The following is a 12878-nucleotide window of genomic DNA, read 5'->3' as shown; positions in this document are numbered from 1 at the left end:
TTCCACCTCTCGCCCGTCAGAAATTTCGCTGGCCAGGATTGACCGTGCACCTGATGCCAGATTTACTGTATATACATACAGTCTGTACTGGGCCTTTCATCATGACCATCACGTTATTGGGTGCGCCAGCCGGCGGCACCGAACCACTACCGCTCTATTCATTCCACGTTCCGGCCGGCTTCCCGTCGCCTGCTGCAGACCATCTGGAAGGCCATATTTCCCTCGATGAGTTATTCGACCTCCGTGCACCCCATGTGTATCTGGTGAAAGTGGAGGGGGACAGCATGCAAGGGGCGGGGATCTATTCAGGTGACATCGTCATCGTAGACCGCGGCCGTGAAGCCGGGCACGGCGATGTGGTGATTGCCGCCGTCAATAGTGAACCGGTCTGCAAGCGCCTTTACCGTCGCGACGGCGTGGTGATCCTGAAGTCAGAAAACCCCGCCTATCCGCCACGCTATGTCATGGAAGGCGACGAGCTCGTCATCTGGGGCGTGGTTCGATACAGCGTTCGCGATCATGCGCAGTGACCCGGTATTTGCACTGATCGATTGCAACTCGTTTTACGCGAGCTGCGAGCGGGTATTTCGGCCGGATCTGACCAAGACCCCTATCGTGGTGCTGAGCAACAACGATGGCTGCGTGATCGCCAGGTCATACGACGCCAAGCCATACGTGAAGATGGGTGAACCGTACTTCCAGGCGAGGGACAAGCTGCGTCGGCACGGCATCATGGCCTTCAGCAGTAATTACGCGCTGTACGGCGACATGAGCGAGCGTGTCATGTCCCTGATCGAATCGATGGTGCCTAACACTGAGGTCTACAGCATCGATGAATGCTTCGCCGATCTGTCGGGTATTCAGGAAAACCTGACCCAGTTCGGACGCAAGCTGCGGGCCAGGATCTTCCAGTGCACCGGTATCCCCGTGGGGGTCGGCATCGCTGGCACAAAGACGCTCGCCAAGCTGGCCAATCATACGGCGAAGCGCCTGCATGCGCAGACGGGCGGGGTGGTCGACATTACCGATCCGTTCAAGCGCGATTGGGTGCTGCGCAACACCGAAGTGAAGGAGGTGTGGGGCATTGGCCGGCGAATGACCGCCCACCTCGAGGCAATGGGCATTCATACGGCGATGGACCTGGCCAAGGCTGACGCCCGCACGCTTCGACAGAAATTCAGTGTGATCGTGGAGAAGACTGCCCGCGAGCTGGCGGGCACGCCGTGCCTGGAGCTGGACGAGGCCGAACCCCCTAAACAGGAAATCTGCTGTAGCCGGATGTTCGGCAAGCGGCTGACAGAGCTTGCGCCCATCCAGCAGGCAGTGGCCACTTACGTTGGCCGAGCAGCGGAGAAGCTCCGGGTTCAGGGCTCAGTGTGCAAGCGCATGCGTGTGAGCATTCGCACCGGCATGTTCAACCCGGATGAGGCGCACCACGCACAAGGCGCGCTGGTGGAGCTGCCATACCCAACCTGCGACACGCTGCTGATGACCCGACTGGCTACCGACGCGGTCGGGCAGGTCTTCAGGCCAGGGTTTCGCTACAGCAAGGCAGAGGTGCTGCTGATGGACCTGCGGCAACCAGATGAATTTTCAGGGGACTTGTTTGCGCCCAGGCAATCGGTGGCATGTCACCGATTGATGCAGATGATGGATGACATCAACCAGCGCTGGGGGCGAGGGACAATGCGAGCCGCCAGCGTGCCGGCAACACCGGACTGGGGCATGAGGAGAGAGATGATGAGCCAATCCTATACCACGCGGATTGATCAGCTGTGGACGGTCAAATGTTGAACCTGTCATCGGCTTGGCCCCGTCTGCTTCCCCTTCCATAGGCGTGTGGTGTACAGAAGAGGGGGACCGGCGGAGGAGTCTCGCTCCAAGCCGCCGGCCATAAAGGTCATTGCTCTACGATGCAGATCCAGCGGTGGTTGTATCTGTAAGGCGCTCTGGTAAATGCAACCTCTGATACCAGGTTCATGCCGTGCTGCTTAAGCGCCTCGGTCAGTTGAGCGAGTGTCTCTGCTTGGATAGTCATTGCTGTCACCTCGTCAGATTTACTGCGTTCATTATTCTTGACCGAACAGGCAGCTACCGAATTCATTTTTTTGAGTGACGGTTTCGAGCCTTTACGCGCAGCCAGTGCCCATATCATGCGCAAGCGCTATCGCTTTCTGTGTATTGGGTTACATCGGTGGGGTAAGGGCGACGAGCCGCGAAAAGCAGTGAACTTCTGAGAGGGGTAATCGCTCTGAGGTTGGCCGTTACGTTAGATGCGTGGCGCCCCCCCTCTCTCAACGCTTATCTGCGGAATGACTGACATGTTTTCGGAAGACTTTTACGGCGTGTTTCTGGTAGCTGAGGCCGTGCTGGCATTCACTGTGCTGGCCGTTGCTTTTCACTGGAATCGAAGCGCATAACCCCTCAAGGATGGCGTCCTGCGTGCCCTCTCCCAGGCACTTATCTTGAACCTCTGCTCTGAAACGCTGGTCTTCAGCATGAGAGGCATCCTTCTTCGGCTTCCTCATCAAAGATTGAAATGTTCTGAAGCTAGGGTTGTACCGAAGCCAATTCCATTATTGACGGAGTCAGGAAATGGATTATTCCAGCATGGTTGAATCGTTGGACAAAATGCTGAAAGACGCGGCTGGCGCGCAGTCCGGGTTGCAGGGGGCAGGTGCCGGTTGTCATCGATGGAGTCGCTGCCATTCGTCCGCGACTTCGCCCATCGTCGACGGTGCCCCGGTTTTGATCCATGCCATAAAGGAGCGGTCGAACCGGAATGACGGGCCGCACTCACTGAGCAGAAACTGACGCACTTTGTGCGTGTTGCGGTAATGCTTGTCTAGCGCGGTGGTGCGGGTAATCGGCCCGGCGTGCCAGTCGACGCTCATGGTCTGCTCCTTGACTGCGAAAAGGCACAAAGCCCGTAGACCAAAAATCTACAGGCCTTGTCGGCGTGTGAAAATAGTCAGTCTTCGAACTGGATCACCATGCGGCCTTTGATCGTGCCCTCCAGCATCTCGTCAAAGATCTGGTTGATATCTTCGATCGGTCGCAGCGTCACCTTGGGCACGACTTTGCCTTCTGCGGCAAACTGGAAGGCTTCCTGCAGGTCCTGGCGTGTACCGACCAATGAGCCCACTACTTCAATCCCATCCAGCACCAGGCGGGGAATGTTCAGGTCCATGGACTCCGACGGAAGCCCGACAGCAACCAGTCGCCCGCCAGCGCGCAAGGCATCGACGGCCGAGTTGAATGCGCCTTTGGCGACGGCAGTCACTACGGCAGCGTGGGCGCCACCGGTCTTGGCCTGGATAACCTTCGCGGCGTCTTCGTTGAGCGGGTTGACCACCAAATCTGCGCCCATTTCGCTGGCGAAGCGCAGTTGCTGTTCATTGACGTCGATGGCGATCACTTTCGCGTTGAAGACGTTCTTGGCGTATTGCAGGGCCAGGTTGCCCAGCCCGCCGAGGCCGTAGATGGCGATCCACTGGCCGGGGCGGATGTTGGAGATTTTCACCGCCTTGTAGGTCGTGACGCCAGCGCAGGTAATGCTGCTGGCGGCAGCGGAATCGAGGCCGTCGGGTACTTTGACCGAGTAATCGGCGTTGACGATGCAGGCCTCTGCCATGCCGCCGTCCACGGTGTACCCGGAGTTCTTCACCTCGCGGCACAGGGTTTCGTTGCCGCTGTTGCAGTACTCGCAATGCCCGCAACCCTGATAGAACCAGGCAACACTGGCACGGTCGCCCGGTTTGAGCGAGGTAACCCCCGGCCCGACTGCCTGGACCACGCCGATACCTTCATGGCCCAGCACGACGCCGGTCTTGTCACCGAAGTCGCCATTCTTTACGTGCAGGTCGGTGTGGCACACACCGCAGCATTGCATCTTCAGCAGCGCTTCGCCGTGTTCGAGGGGGCGCAGGGCTTTCTCTACTATGTCCACGCGACGGCCTGGTGCAACGACAGCAGCTTTCATAAGAGCCTCCGTGTCTATCTGAGTGAGCTTGGGTTATCGCCGGGTTAGCATAGCCCTTGGCGGGCCGGGCAAAACTGCTACAGGTCATGCGCGGCTGGATTAGCAGGTGTAGCAGCGGCCCTGCGTATGCTTCATGAACACGTCGCAAAAAGAAAAGCCCGCGGCAATGATGCGGCGGGCTTCAAGAACGTACGGAGCAGGGTCAGTGTGCCGGTCTGGTTGTGAGTATTTCGTGAAGCTCAGGTCATGAGGCTGTCGTGTTCCCTGGGCCATAAAAAAGCCCGCCATGAAAGGCGGGCAAAAGACGTTTGAAGGGAGAGCCTGCAGGCTGCACCCGGCCGGTTAACCCAGGATTAAGCGGAACACATTGACCTTGGCACCTGATCAGCCTATACAGGCCTGCCATCACCCCAGGAGCCAGCATGCACGACCAAGACGACCTGCACGAACCCGAGCATGATCACTTGCTTGACCATGAATTTCTCTACGAAGACATGGAGCCCGAGGCGGATGCCCAAGGCGCCGAGGATGAAGTGGAAGAAGATGAGGAAACGCTGGATGACCTTGATGATGAAGAGCGTGATCACCCAGCCTGGTTCGATGACTGCGAAGACGACTGACTCAGCGCCCGTCCACCGAGAAACGCCCAGGGCCGCTCACTGCCAGCAACAGCAAGCCACCCATGATGGCAAGGTTTTTCAGGAACTGGGTCATGTTGGCGCTGCGTTCGGGGTCGACCATGTTCCAGAACGGGTGGCCCAGCAGTGCCGTACCCAGCACGAACAGTGCGAATAGAAATGCCAGCGGGCGGGTGTAAAAGCCCAGGATGAGCAGGATGCCGACGACGAACTCCATGAGCACGGCAATCGCTGCCGCCAGCATGGGGGCAGGGGCGCCGAGCGACGTCATGTAGCCAACCGTGCCATCAAAGCCGGTCAGCTTGGCCCAGCCAGACAAGACGAACAAAATCATCAGCAGTACGCGGGCAATCAGGATAATGATGTCGCGTTGGCCATCTAGCAGCGAGTAGCGCATGGCGGCGTTCCAGTGGAAGAGGACACGCTCCACTTTAGCAGCTGCGCCAAGGATTGCTGGCAGGCAGCAAAAAGGCGCCGCAAGGGCGCCTTTTCGAGGAAGTTTGGTGCGAGTGGCGGGACTCGAACCCGCAAGGCTCACGCCGACAGATTTTAAGTCTGCTGTGTATACCAATTCCACCACACTCGCACGCTTGAAAGGGTCGTGACGACCAGCCCGCTTCTAGGCAGAAGGGCTTTGCAATCAAGCGCGCTTTATAACCCATTGTTATATTTGAGTCAACTGCAGCACCTATGATCAACAGAAGGGTTGGACCACTGGGCAATTGACACCTTGGTGTCATTACGCCACTGTTGCCGCCTTTATTGGATCCAAGAGTATGCCGCGATGACTCGGTCTGACCCTTGCACGCAAGTGGCGCGCCCACGGCTGTTCTGGCGGCTGCTATTTGCCCAGGTGATGGTGTTGGGCGCGTTTCTGTTCCTCAGCCTGATAAGCCTGGGTGGCTACCTGTTGATGCTCGGTTTCGATGCTGAGCACCCACAGCCGCAGCGGTGGATGGCTTTGGTGGGCGGAGGGGTTATCATGCTGGTTGGCCTGTGGCTGTTGAGGGTGGCGATGCCACGGCGCATCAGCCCCGTGCTGGTCGAGCCTGAACGCTGACCATCGCTAGCCGCTGGCGGGCACCCTCGGCTAACGTTTATGTCCCTTGCGCTGTGCCAGTGGAGTCTTCATGGTTTCAGCTGACTGCCTCGACAACCCCGTCATGCCTGAACACCGCTATGAGCAGCTGGTTCAGTCTGTGGTGGATTACGCCATCTACATGCTGAATACGTCTGGCCATGTGGTGTCGTGGAATGCCGGGGCGCAACGGATCAAAGGCTACCGCGCCGATGAAGTGATCGGCCAGCATTTCTCGCTGTTTTTCACCCCCCAGGACTGCGCCGACGGCCGCCCTGAGCGCTTGCTGCGCCAGGCGCTGGAGGAAGGAGTGGCGCAGGATGAGGGCTGGCGCGTGCGCAAGGATGGCACACAGTTCTGGGCCCTGGCGGCGCTGGATGTGATCCGCGATGACCAAGGGCAGATCATCGGCCTGGCCAAGGTCACGCGGGACATCACCGACCGCCGCGAGTCGGCGATGCAACTGGATGCAGTGCGCGCCCAGTTGTTCCAGGCGCAGAAGCTGGAAGCCCTCGGCCAGTTGACCGGGGGGCTGGCGCATGATTTCAACAACATGCTCACCATCATCATCAGTTCCGCGCGACTGGCGCTCGCCAGCAAAGACCCGGCGCGCATCGAGCGCATGTTGCAGCACATTCTCGTCGCCGGGCAGCGGGGCACTGAACTGACCCAGCAGCTGCTCAGCTTTGCTCGCCACCGTCAGCTCGATTTAGCGCGTGTCGCACCGGCAGACCTGGTCGCTGCTACCCGCGGCCTGTTGGAGCACGCACTGCCCAGCTCGATAGAGCTACAGGTGCAGTTGGAAGCGGACTTGCCGTTTATTGAAGTGGATGCCGGGCAGTTGCAGATGGTGCTGCTGAACCTGCTGTTCAACGCCCGCGATGCTATCGCAGAGGAGGGCCGGATAGGTCTGACAGTCGATGTGGTTGAGCTGGCTGGCGAGGTGGGAGGGCTGCACGGCAGCTTTGTGCGCTTCGTGGTGGAAGACAGTGGTGGAGGGATTGCACCAGAAATTCTGCCGCGCATCTTCGAGCCATTCTTCACGACCAAGGCGTTCGGCAAGGGTACTGGCCTGGGCCTTAGCCAGGTATATGGCTTTGCCAGGCAGAGCGGTGGCGCTATCCACGTCGACAGTGAGCCCGGCCATGGAACTTTCATGCAGCTTTACTTGCCAACGTATCAGGACAAGACCAACAGCCCACTCGACAGGTAAGCATCATGGCGCAGGCACTCAGGCGGTTGGTGACAGGTATCGAAGGGCTCGATGCGCTGCTCAAGGGGGGGCTGGTAGCCGGAGCCTCCTACATCATTCAAGGCCCGCCGGGTGCCGGCAAGACTATCCTGGCCAATCAGCTGGCCTACGGGCACGTGCGCTCGGGTGGCCGCGTGCTGGTCGCCACCTTGTTGAGCGAGTCGCATGAGCGGCTGTTCCAGTACCTGTCCACCCTGGACTTTTTTGACCCGACGCTGGTTGGCGATCAGATACAGTTTGTCAGTGCCTTCGATACCCTTGAGCAGGAAGGTCTGGATGCTGTGGTGCGGCTGCTGCGCCAGGAAATCGCCCGGCAGCAGGCCAGCCTGCTGATTGTCGACGGTGTGCTCAATGCCCGGGTGCGTGCCGAAACCACGCTGGACACCAAGAAATTCGTCTCCGAGCTGCAGGGCCATGCGGCCTTTGCCGGCTGCACCGTCCTGCTGCTCACCAGTGCGCGGCTGGACGAGGGCAGCCCGGAGCACACCATGGTCGACGGGGTAATCGAGTTGGGTGAGCAACTGGTGGGCAGCCGCGCCGTGCGGCATATCCAGTTGCGCAAGACCCGCGGCAGTGCGGCGTTGTCGGGGCGCCATGAATGCCTTATCAATGAAAGCGGCATGCAGGTCTATCCGCGCCTGGAGGCGTTGTTCAGCCACCCGAGCCAGATGGGCAGCGCCACCCCGGCGCGCATCAGCAGTGGTGTGTCATCCCTGGATGAGATGCTCGAAGGCGGCCTGGCGATGGGTTCGGTCAGCCTGTTGATCGGGCCCTCTGGTATTGGCAAGACATCATTGGGGCTGGCCTTTCTTGGCGCCAGCACCGTGCAGGCGCCGGGGCTGCATTTCGGCTTTTATGAAACGCCCGAACGCCTGCGCAACAAGGCTGCGTCGCTGGGTTATGACTTTGCAGCGATGGAGCAGGACGGTAGCCTGCAGTTGTGTTGGCAGCCGACTACCGAGGGCCTGCTGGACCAGATCGGCGCGCGCCTGCTCGAACGTGTCGAGGCGCAGGGCAGCAAGCGCGTGCTGATTGACAGCCTCGGGGCATTCAGTCGCCTGGCCGTCGATCCGGCGCGGCTCAATGGGTTTTTCCGCGCCATCGCCGGCGAGCTGCGTGCGCGTGATGTGAGCGTGATGTTGACTTGGGAAATGCGCGACATCTTCGGCGCGGAAATCAGCGCGCCGGCCCCGGACCTGTCGAGCATTGTCGACAACCTGATGCTGATGCGCTTCGTCGAGCTGGATTCTCAACTACGGCGCATGCTGTCGATCCTCAAGGTGCGTGACAGTCACCATGACCCGGCCTTGCACGAACTGTTGATCGGGCCGCAGGGCATTAGCTTGCGCAAGGCGTTCGAAGGCGCCAGTGGTGTGCTCTCGGGAACGCCCGTGCCGCAGGGGAGCGGGTGACGGAGCAAACCGATGAACACCATCCTGATCGTCGATGACGAATACCTGATTGCCGATATCCTTGGTTTTGCCCTGGAGGACGAAGGCTATCTGGTAGAAAAGGCGAGCAACGGCTGCAAGGCACTGGAGGCCTTGAAGGAAAAGCGCGTTGAGCTGGTGATCACCGACTACATGATGCCGCTGCTCAATGGTGAGGAGCTGGTTCGTGCCATGCGCCAAGACCCATTGCTGTGCGAATTGCCGGTCATTCTGATGAGCGGCGCACAGGCCAGCCAAGGATGCCCGGCCCTGTTCGCCGCCATATTCGACAAGCCTTTCGACATGGACGAGATGATCGCCAAGGTGCGCCAGTTGTTGGGCACCTGAGCCTGGCGATCAAGCGCAGCCATGTTCCCTGGGGGCTCAGTGTGAGTCTTCGTGTTTCTCCGGGGCCGGGCTGCCAGCCTGAATACGCTTGAAGATCTCTTCGCGATGGACCTGAACATCTTTCGGTGCATCGATACCGATCCTCACCTGCATCCCTTTGACGCCCAGAATGGTGACTTTGATGTCATCGTTGATGACGATGCTTTCGCCAACCTTACGGGTGAGTATCAGCATGTAGTTCTCCTTGGTAATGTAAGAGTCCGCCGGCCTATTTGCCGCAGCGGTGGGAGCTTGTCCCTCTTCCTTCTCATTAAAGACGCTTTCGGCGGATAAGAATTCCCAGACAGACAAATTCTGTTGCGTGTCTTCACTTGCAGGGGCCGGTGCAAACCGTCAACGGTTTGTCGGCCAAGGTGCTCGATGGCAAGGATAGGGGGCTTGGACGCTAATGGGAAATTTCTTCGCATCATGGGCTAGATAGACAGGCTTAATGGTCATCCTGTTCCTCAAGCGCCTGAAGAAACAGCAATAATGCCACTTCTTCGGGGTCCAGGCCTTTGCGTACACGGTTTTTTGGCAAACTGGCCAAACGCCCCAGTGCATAGTGCTCCAGTACTGCCGGGTGGATATAGCAGCGCCTGCAGACTGCCGGCGTATTACCCAAGCGCGTTGCGACCTGGCGGACTATCGCCGCGACCTGGCGTTTGGCTTCGCTTTCCGGCTCCCAGGCCAGCGGTTTAAGTAAGTCCAGCGCCAGGCTGCTGCCGGCCCAGGTGCGGTAATCCTTGGCGGTAAAGTCCGCGCCGGTCAGTTGCTGCAGAAACTGGTTCACCTCACCCGAGCCTACGCTATGGCGCTGGCCGTCTTCATCCAGGTACTGGAACAGCGCTTGCCCAGGTAACTCCATGCAGCGTTTGAGCAGGCTGGCCAGGCGCCGGTCGTTGAGGGTGACATTGTGTTCGACGCCGCGCTTGCCGCGAAACTGGAAGCGGATGGTGCTGCCTTTGACTTGTACGTGGCGGTTGCGCAGGGTGGTCAGGCCGTACGACTGGTTATCGCGCAGGTAGCGCTGGTTGCCGATGCGGATCAGGGTGTGGTCCAGCAGGCTCACCACCAGCGCCATGACTTTTTCCCGGTCCAGCCCTGGGCGAGCCAAGTGGGCCTCCAGTTGCGCGCGCAGCTTGGGCAGCGCTTTGGCGAAGGCCAGCATGCGCCCGTACTTGTGCTCGTCGCGCAGTTCGCGCCACTGCGCGTGATAACGGTACTGCTTGCGGCCACGGGCATCACGGCCGGTTGCCTGCAGGTGGCCCTGCGGGTCGGTGCAGATCCACACATCGGTATAGGCCGGGGGGATTACCAGGGCGGCGATGCGTGCAAGGGTTTCGCTGTCGCGTACCCGTTGGCCATCGGGATCCAGGTAAATGAAACGGTCGCGCCAGCGTCGCCGGGTCAGGCCCGGCTGGCTGTCGTCAACGTAATGCAGCGTGCGCGGCAGGGGGCAGTCGAGCATAGGGTGCGGGCCTTGATCGGGTCACTGATCAATGGACAACACCTGAGCGCAGGATGCTCAGCCTAAAAGGGCCACCGACTTGATCTGGGCGAACAGTACCTGGCCCGGGTGCAAGCCGAGCTGGTCTGCCGAGAAGCGGGTGATGCGCGCAAGCAGGGCATTGCCACCGGCATCCAGGCTGACCAGCACATGCGCCGGGTTGTCCGCCGGGCGGCTATCACGCACACGCACTGGCAGGCGGTTGAGGATGCTTGACGTACTGTCTGCCGCCAGTGCCAGGCTTACGTCCCGGGCCTGCACCTTGACCCGCAGCGTACTGCCCATCGTATGCGCCGGGTGGGCGATGCGCAGCAGCGGCCCGCTACTGCCGGGCAGGCGCAAGTCGAGCAGGTCGTAGTGCGGATCGTGCCCCACCACCATGCCCTCGAACACCACGCCAGCATCGTCGCCCTGGGCCAGCGACAGGTCCAGGCGGGCCAGGGTTTCGCCGATCGGGCCGCTGGCGACCGCCCTGCCTTGTTCAAGCAAGACCAGATGGTCGGCCAGTCGCGCCACTTCATCCTGGGCATGGCTGACGTACACCAACGGGATGTCCAGTTCGTCGTGCAGGCGCTCCAGGTAGGGCAGGATCTCGCGCTTGCGAGGCCCGTCCAGCGCCGCCAGCGGCTCATCCATCAACAACAGCCGTGGGCTGCTGAGCAAGGCGCGGGCAATGCCCACCCGCTGCGCCTCGCCGCCAGACAAGGTTGCCGGGCGGCGCTCCAGCAAGTGGCCGATACCCAATAGCTGGCAAGCCTGGTCGAGGCTGACCTTGCGTTCAGCAGCCGCTACCCGGCGCCAGCCGAATTCCAGGTTACCGCGTACCGACAGGTGCGGGAACAGGCTGGCCTCCTGGAACACGTAGCCCACCGGGCGCAGGTGCGGCGCCTGGAAGTAGCCGCGGGCGCTGTCTTCCCAGACTTCGCCATTAACCTCGATGTAGGCACTGGCGGCCCGTTCCAGGCCGGCCAGGCAGCGAAGGCAGCTGGTCTTGCCGGAGCCCGAGTGGCCGAACAGCGCGCTGATGCCGCGCCCGGGCAGGTGCAGGTCAACGTCCAGGGTGAAGTCGTCGCGCGCCAGGTTCAGGCGCGCCACTATCGATGCGGTCATGTCAGCTCCAGCCAGCTTTGCCGCGGCGTCCGGCGTACAGCAAGAGCAGCACCAGGAAAGAGAACACCAGCATGGCACCGGCCAGCCAGTGGGCTTGCGAATACTCCATGGCCTCGACGTGATCGAAGATTTGCACCGACACCACTCGGGTCTTGTCGGGAATGTTGCCGCCGATCATCAGCACCACGCCAAATTCGCCCACGGTATGGGCGAAGCCGAGGATGCTGGCCGTGACGAGGCCGGGGCGGGCGAGCGGCAGCACCACATGAACGAAGGTGTCCCATGGGCTGGCGCGCAGGGTAGCGGCGACTTCCAGCGGTCGCTGGCCGATGGCGCCAAAGGCATTCTGCAGCGGCTGCACGACGAACGGCATGGAGTACACCGTCGAACCGATCACCAAGCCTGTGAAGCTGAACACCACGCTGCCCAGGCCCAGTGCCTGGGTAGCCTGGCCTAGCCAGCCGTGTGGCCCCAGGGCGATCAGCAGGTAAAAGCCGATCACCGTCGGAGGCAGTACCAGCGGCAGTGCCACTACCGCACCCACCGGGCCGCGTAGCCATGAGCGCGTGCGCGCCAGCCACCAGGCGATGGGGGTGCCGATGACCAGCAGGATCAGCGTGGTCAGGCTGGCCAGCTTGACGGTCAGCCAGATGGCACCCAGGTCACTGGCGTCCAGGGGCATCAGCGTTCATAGCCGTAGGACTTGATCACCGCTGCGGCTTTCGGACCTTTCAGGTATTCGACCAGCGCCTTGGCGGCAGCATTGTCCTTGCCTTTGTTAAGGATCACGGCGTCCTGGCGGATCGGGTCGTGCAGGTTGGCCGGTACGATCCAGGCCGAGCCGTTGGTTACCTTGCCGTCCTTGTAGATCTGCGACAGCGCAACGAAGCCCAGCTCGGCATTGCCGGTGGAGACGAACTGGAAGGCCTGGGTGATGTTCTGGCCTTCGACAATCTTGCCCTTGGTGGCTTCGGTGAGCTCCAGCTTGTCCAGCACCTGGGTGGCGGCCAGGCCGTAAGGTGCCGCTTTCGGGTTGGCGATGGACAGGTGTTTGTAGTCGTTCTTCTTCAGCACGTCACCCTTGGCGTCTACGTAGCCTTCTTTCGCCGACCACAGGGCCAGGGTGCCGATGGCGTAGGTGAAGCGCGACCCGGGGACAATTTCCTTTTCTTCTTCAAGCTTCTTCGGGGTGCTGTCGTCAGCGGCGAGGAACACTTCGAACGGTGCGCCGTTCTTGATCTGTGCGTAGAACTGCCCAGTGGCGCCGTAGGCCGCGACCAGTTTGTGGCCAGTGTCTTTTTCGAAGTCCTTGGCGATGGCCTGGATGGGGGCAGTGAAGTTGGCTGCGACCGCGACCTGGACTTCGTCGGCCCAGGCAGTGTTGAAGGCGAACAGGGTGGCCAGGGCGGTGGCGGCCAGGTGGGAGGGGCGGATACGCATCAAGACAGCTCCTTGGGGTTATCGTTATGTCCTGAACTATATAGCGATAGG

16 protein-coding genes and 1 tRNA gene are annotated in these 12878 nt (G+C 60.7%); 7 read left to right on the top strand and 10 right to left on the bottom strand.

Annotated elements, in window-relative coordinates; genetic code table 11:
* Positions 1 to 101: 101 nt before the first annotated feature.
* Positions 102 to 530 (top strand): LexA family protein, encoded by a 429-nt coding sequence (locus ACK1VC_RS09560; RefSeq protein ID WP_016487949.1) that lies wholly within the window; start codon positions 102 to 104, stop codon positions 528 to 530.
* Entirely contained in the window at positions 520 to 1794 is a 1275-nt protein-coding gene (locus ACK1VC_RS09555; RefSeq protein WP_191086756.1) for a Y-family DNA polymerase, read from the top strand. The genes ACK1VC_RS09560 and ACK1VC_RS09555 overlap by 11 nt, the downstream gene beginning before the upstream one ends.
* A gap of 106 nt (positions 1795 to 1900) precedes the next feature.
* On the opposite strand, the gene ACK1VC_RS09550 is transcribed toward ACK1VC_RS09555, so the two are convergent.
* From ACK1VC_RS09550 to adhP, 3 genes are all read right to left on the bottom strand, one after another.
* A complete protein-coding gene (locus ACK1VC_RS09550) occupies positions 1901 to 2155 on the bottom strand; it encodes a hypothetical protein (RefSeq protein ID WP_191087917.1) in 255 nt (84 codons plus the stop codon).
* 532 nt (positions 2156 to 2687) lie between these two features.
* Positions 2688 to 2894, bottom strand: coding sequence for a DUF6434 domain-containing protein (locus ACK1VC_RS09545; RefSeq protein ID WP_016487945.1), 207 nt, complete (start codon positions 2892 to 2894; stop codon positions 2688 to 2690).
* Positions 2895 to 2971: 77 nt separating this feature from the next.
* Positions 2972 to 3982 (bottom strand): alcohol dehydrogenase AdhP, encoded by a 1011-nt coding sequence (gene adhP, locus ACK1VC_RS09540; RefSeq protein WP_016487944.1) that lies wholly within the window; start codon positions 3980 to 3982, stop codon positions 2972 to 2974.
* Between the two features lie 422 nt (positions 3983 to 4404).
* On the opposite strand from adhP, the gene ACK1VC_RS09535 reads away from it, so the two are divergent.
* Entirely contained in the window at positions 4405 to 4602 is a 198-nt protein-coding gene (locus ACK1VC_RS09535; RefSeq protein ID WP_016487943.1) for a hypothetical protein, read from the top strand.
* Between the two features lies 1 nt (position 4603).
* On the opposite strand, the gene ACK1VC_RS09530 is transcribed toward ACK1VC_RS09535, so the two are convergent.
* A complete protein-coding gene (locus ACK1VC_RS09530; protein ID WP_016487942.1) occupies positions 4604 to 5017 on the bottom strand; it encodes a DoxX family protein in 414 nt (137 codons plus the stop codon).
* Between the two features lie 104 nt (positions 5018 to 5121).
* Positions 5122 to 5206, bottom strand: a tRNA-Leu gene (locus ACK1VC_RS09525).
* A gap of 198 nt (positions 5207 to 5404) precedes the next feature.
* Here ACK1VC_RS09525 and ACK1VC_RS09520 point away from each other — a divergent pair.
* From ACK1VC_RS09520 to ACK1VC_RS09505, 4 genes are all read left to right on the top strand, one after another.
* Positions 5405 to 5680 carry a hypothetical protein gene (locus ACK1VC_RS09520; RefSeq protein ID WP_016487941.1) on the top strand — a complete coding sequence of 92 codons (276 nt, stop codon included), beginning with the start codon at positions 5405 to 5407 and terminating at the stop codon, positions 5678 to 5680.
* 70 nt (positions 5681 to 5750) lie between these two features.
* Positions 5751 to 6911: a two-component system sensor histidine kinase NtrB gene (locus ACK1VC_RS09515; protein WP_449117948.1), complete on the top strand. Its 1161-nt coding sequence runs from the start codon at positions 5751 to 5753 to the stop codon at positions 6909 to 6911.
* 5 nt (positions 6912 to 6916) lie between these two features.
* Complete coding sequence (locus ACK1VC_RS09510; RefSeq protein WP_016487939.1) at positions 6917 to 8362, top strand: ATPase domain-containing protein; 1446 nt, start codon at positions 6917 to 6919, stop codon at positions 8360 to 8362.
* Positions 8363 to 8374: 12 nt separating this feature from the next.
* Positions 8375 to 8728 (top strand): response regulator, encoded by a 354-nt coding sequence (locus ACK1VC_RS09505; protein WP_016487938.1) that lies wholly within the window; start codon positions 8375 to 8377, stop codon positions 8726 to 8728.
* 36 nt (positions 8729 to 8764) lie between these two features.
* On the opposite strand, the gene csrA is transcribed toward ACK1VC_RS09505, so the two are convergent.
* The 5 genes from csrA to modA all read right to left on the bottom strand — a co-directional run bounded on the left by csrA (position 8765) and on the right by modA (position 12827).
* The gene (gene csrA, locus ACK1VC_RS09500) at positions 8765 to 8962 is read right to left on the bottom strand and encodes a carbon storage regulator CsrA (protein WP_012051904.1); all 198 of its coding nucleotides are present in this window, start codon (positions 8960 to 8962) and stop codon (positions 8765 to 8767) included.
* 253 nt (positions 8963 to 9215) lie between these two features.
* Positions 9216 to 10238, bottom strand: coding sequence for a DNA topoisomerase IB (locus ACK1VC_RS09495; RefSeq protein WP_197884532.1), 1023 nt, complete (start codon positions 10236 to 10238; stop codon positions 9216 to 9218).
* Between the two features lie 57 nt (positions 10239 to 10295).
* Positions 10296 to 11387 (bottom strand): molybdenum ABC transporter ATP-binding protein, encoded by a 1092-nt coding sequence (modC, locus tag ACK1VC_RS09490; protein ID WP_016487936.1) that lies wholly within the window; start codon positions 11385 to 11387, stop codon positions 10296 to 10298.
* Position 11388: 1 nt separating this feature from the next.
* Positions 11389 to 12069: a molybdate ABC transporter permease subunit gene (modB, locus tag ACK1VC_RS09485; protein WP_191086754.1), complete on the bottom strand. Its 681-nt coding sequence runs from the start codon at positions 12067 to 12069 to the stop codon at positions 11389 to 11391.
* Positions 12069 to 12827: a molybdate ABC transporter substrate-binding protein gene (gene modA / locus ACK1VC_RS09480; protein ID WP_060517203.1), complete on the bottom strand. Its 759-nt coding sequence runs from the start codon at positions 12825 to 12827 to the stop codon at positions 12069 to 12071. The genes modB and modA overlap by 1 nt, the downstream gene beginning before the upstream one ends.
* Positions 12828 to 12878: the final 51 nt, after the last annotated feature.

It is taken from the genome of Pseudomonas sp. XP2, from assembly GCF_053557975.1.
Note: the sequence above shows the minus strand (reverse complement) of the source record. Positions and strands in the feature narration are given on the sequence as shown.

Excerpts from the sequence above, each read along its gene's own strand:
- ACK1VC_RS09560 (WP_016487949.1), top strand. The coding sequence starts at position 102 with ATGACCATCACGTTATTGGGTGCGCCAGCCGGCGGCACCGAACCACTA.
- ACK1VC_RS09555 (WP_191086756.1), top strand. The coding sequence starts at position 520 with ATGCGCAGTGACCCGGTATTTGCACTGATCGATTGCAACTCGTTTTAC.
- ACK1VC_RS09550 (WP_191087917.1), bottom strand. The coding sequence starts at position 2,155 with ATGATATGGGCACTGGCTGCGCGTAAAGGCTCGAAACCGTCACTCAAA.
- ACK1VC_RS09545 (WP_016487945.1), bottom strand. The coding sequence starts at position 2,894 with ATGAGCGTCGACTGGCACGCCGGGCCGATTACCCGCACCACCGCGCTA.
- adhP (WP_016487944.1), bottom strand. The coding sequence starts at position 3,982 with ATGAAAGCTGCTGTCGTTGCACCAGGCCGTCGCGTGGACATAGTAGAG.
- ACK1VC_RS09535 (WP_016487943.1), top strand. The coding sequence starts at position 4,405 with ATGCACGACCAAGACGACCTGCACGAACCCGAGCATGATCACTTGCTT.
- ACK1VC_RS09530 (WP_016487942.1), bottom strand. The coding sequence starts at position 5,017 with ATGCGCTACTCGCTGCTAGATGGCCAACGCGACATCATTATCCTGATT.
- ACK1VC_RS09520 (WP_016487941.1), top strand. The coding sequence starts at position 5,405 with ATGACTCGGTCTGACCCTTGCACGCAAGTGGCGCGCCCACGGCTGTTC.
- ACK1VC_RS09515 (WP_449117948.1), top strand. The coding sequence starts at position 5,751 with ATGGTTTCAGCTGACTGCCTCGACAACCCCGTCATGCCTGAACACCGC.
- ACK1VC_RS09510 (WP_016487939.1), top strand. The coding sequence starts at position 6,917 with ATGGCGCAGGCACTCAGGCGGTTGGTGACAGGTATCGAAGGGCTCGAT.
- ACK1VC_RS09505 (WP_016487938.1), top strand. The coding sequence starts at position 8,375 with ATGAACACCATCCTGATCGTCGATGACGAATACCTGATTGCCGATATC.
- csrA (WP_012051904.1), bottom strand. The coding sequence starts at position 8,962 with ATGCTGATACTCACCCGTAAGGTTGGCGAAAGCATCGTCATCAACGAT.
- ACK1VC_RS09495 (WP_197884532.1), bottom strand. The coding sequence starts at position 10,238 with ATGCTCGACTGCCCCCTGCCGCGCACGCTGCATTACGTTGACGACAGC.
- modC (WP_016487936.1), bottom strand. The coding sequence starts at position 11,387 with ATGACCGCATCGATAGTGGCGCGCCTGAACCTGGCGCGCGACGACTTC.
- modB (WP_191086754.1), bottom strand. The coding sequence starts at position 12,069 with ATGCCCCTGGACGCCAGTGACCTGGGTGCCATCTGGCTGACCGTCAAG.
- modA (WP_060517203.1), bottom strand. The coding sequence starts at position 12,827 with ATGCGTATCCGCCCCTCCCACCTGGCCGCCACCGCCCTGGCCACCCTG.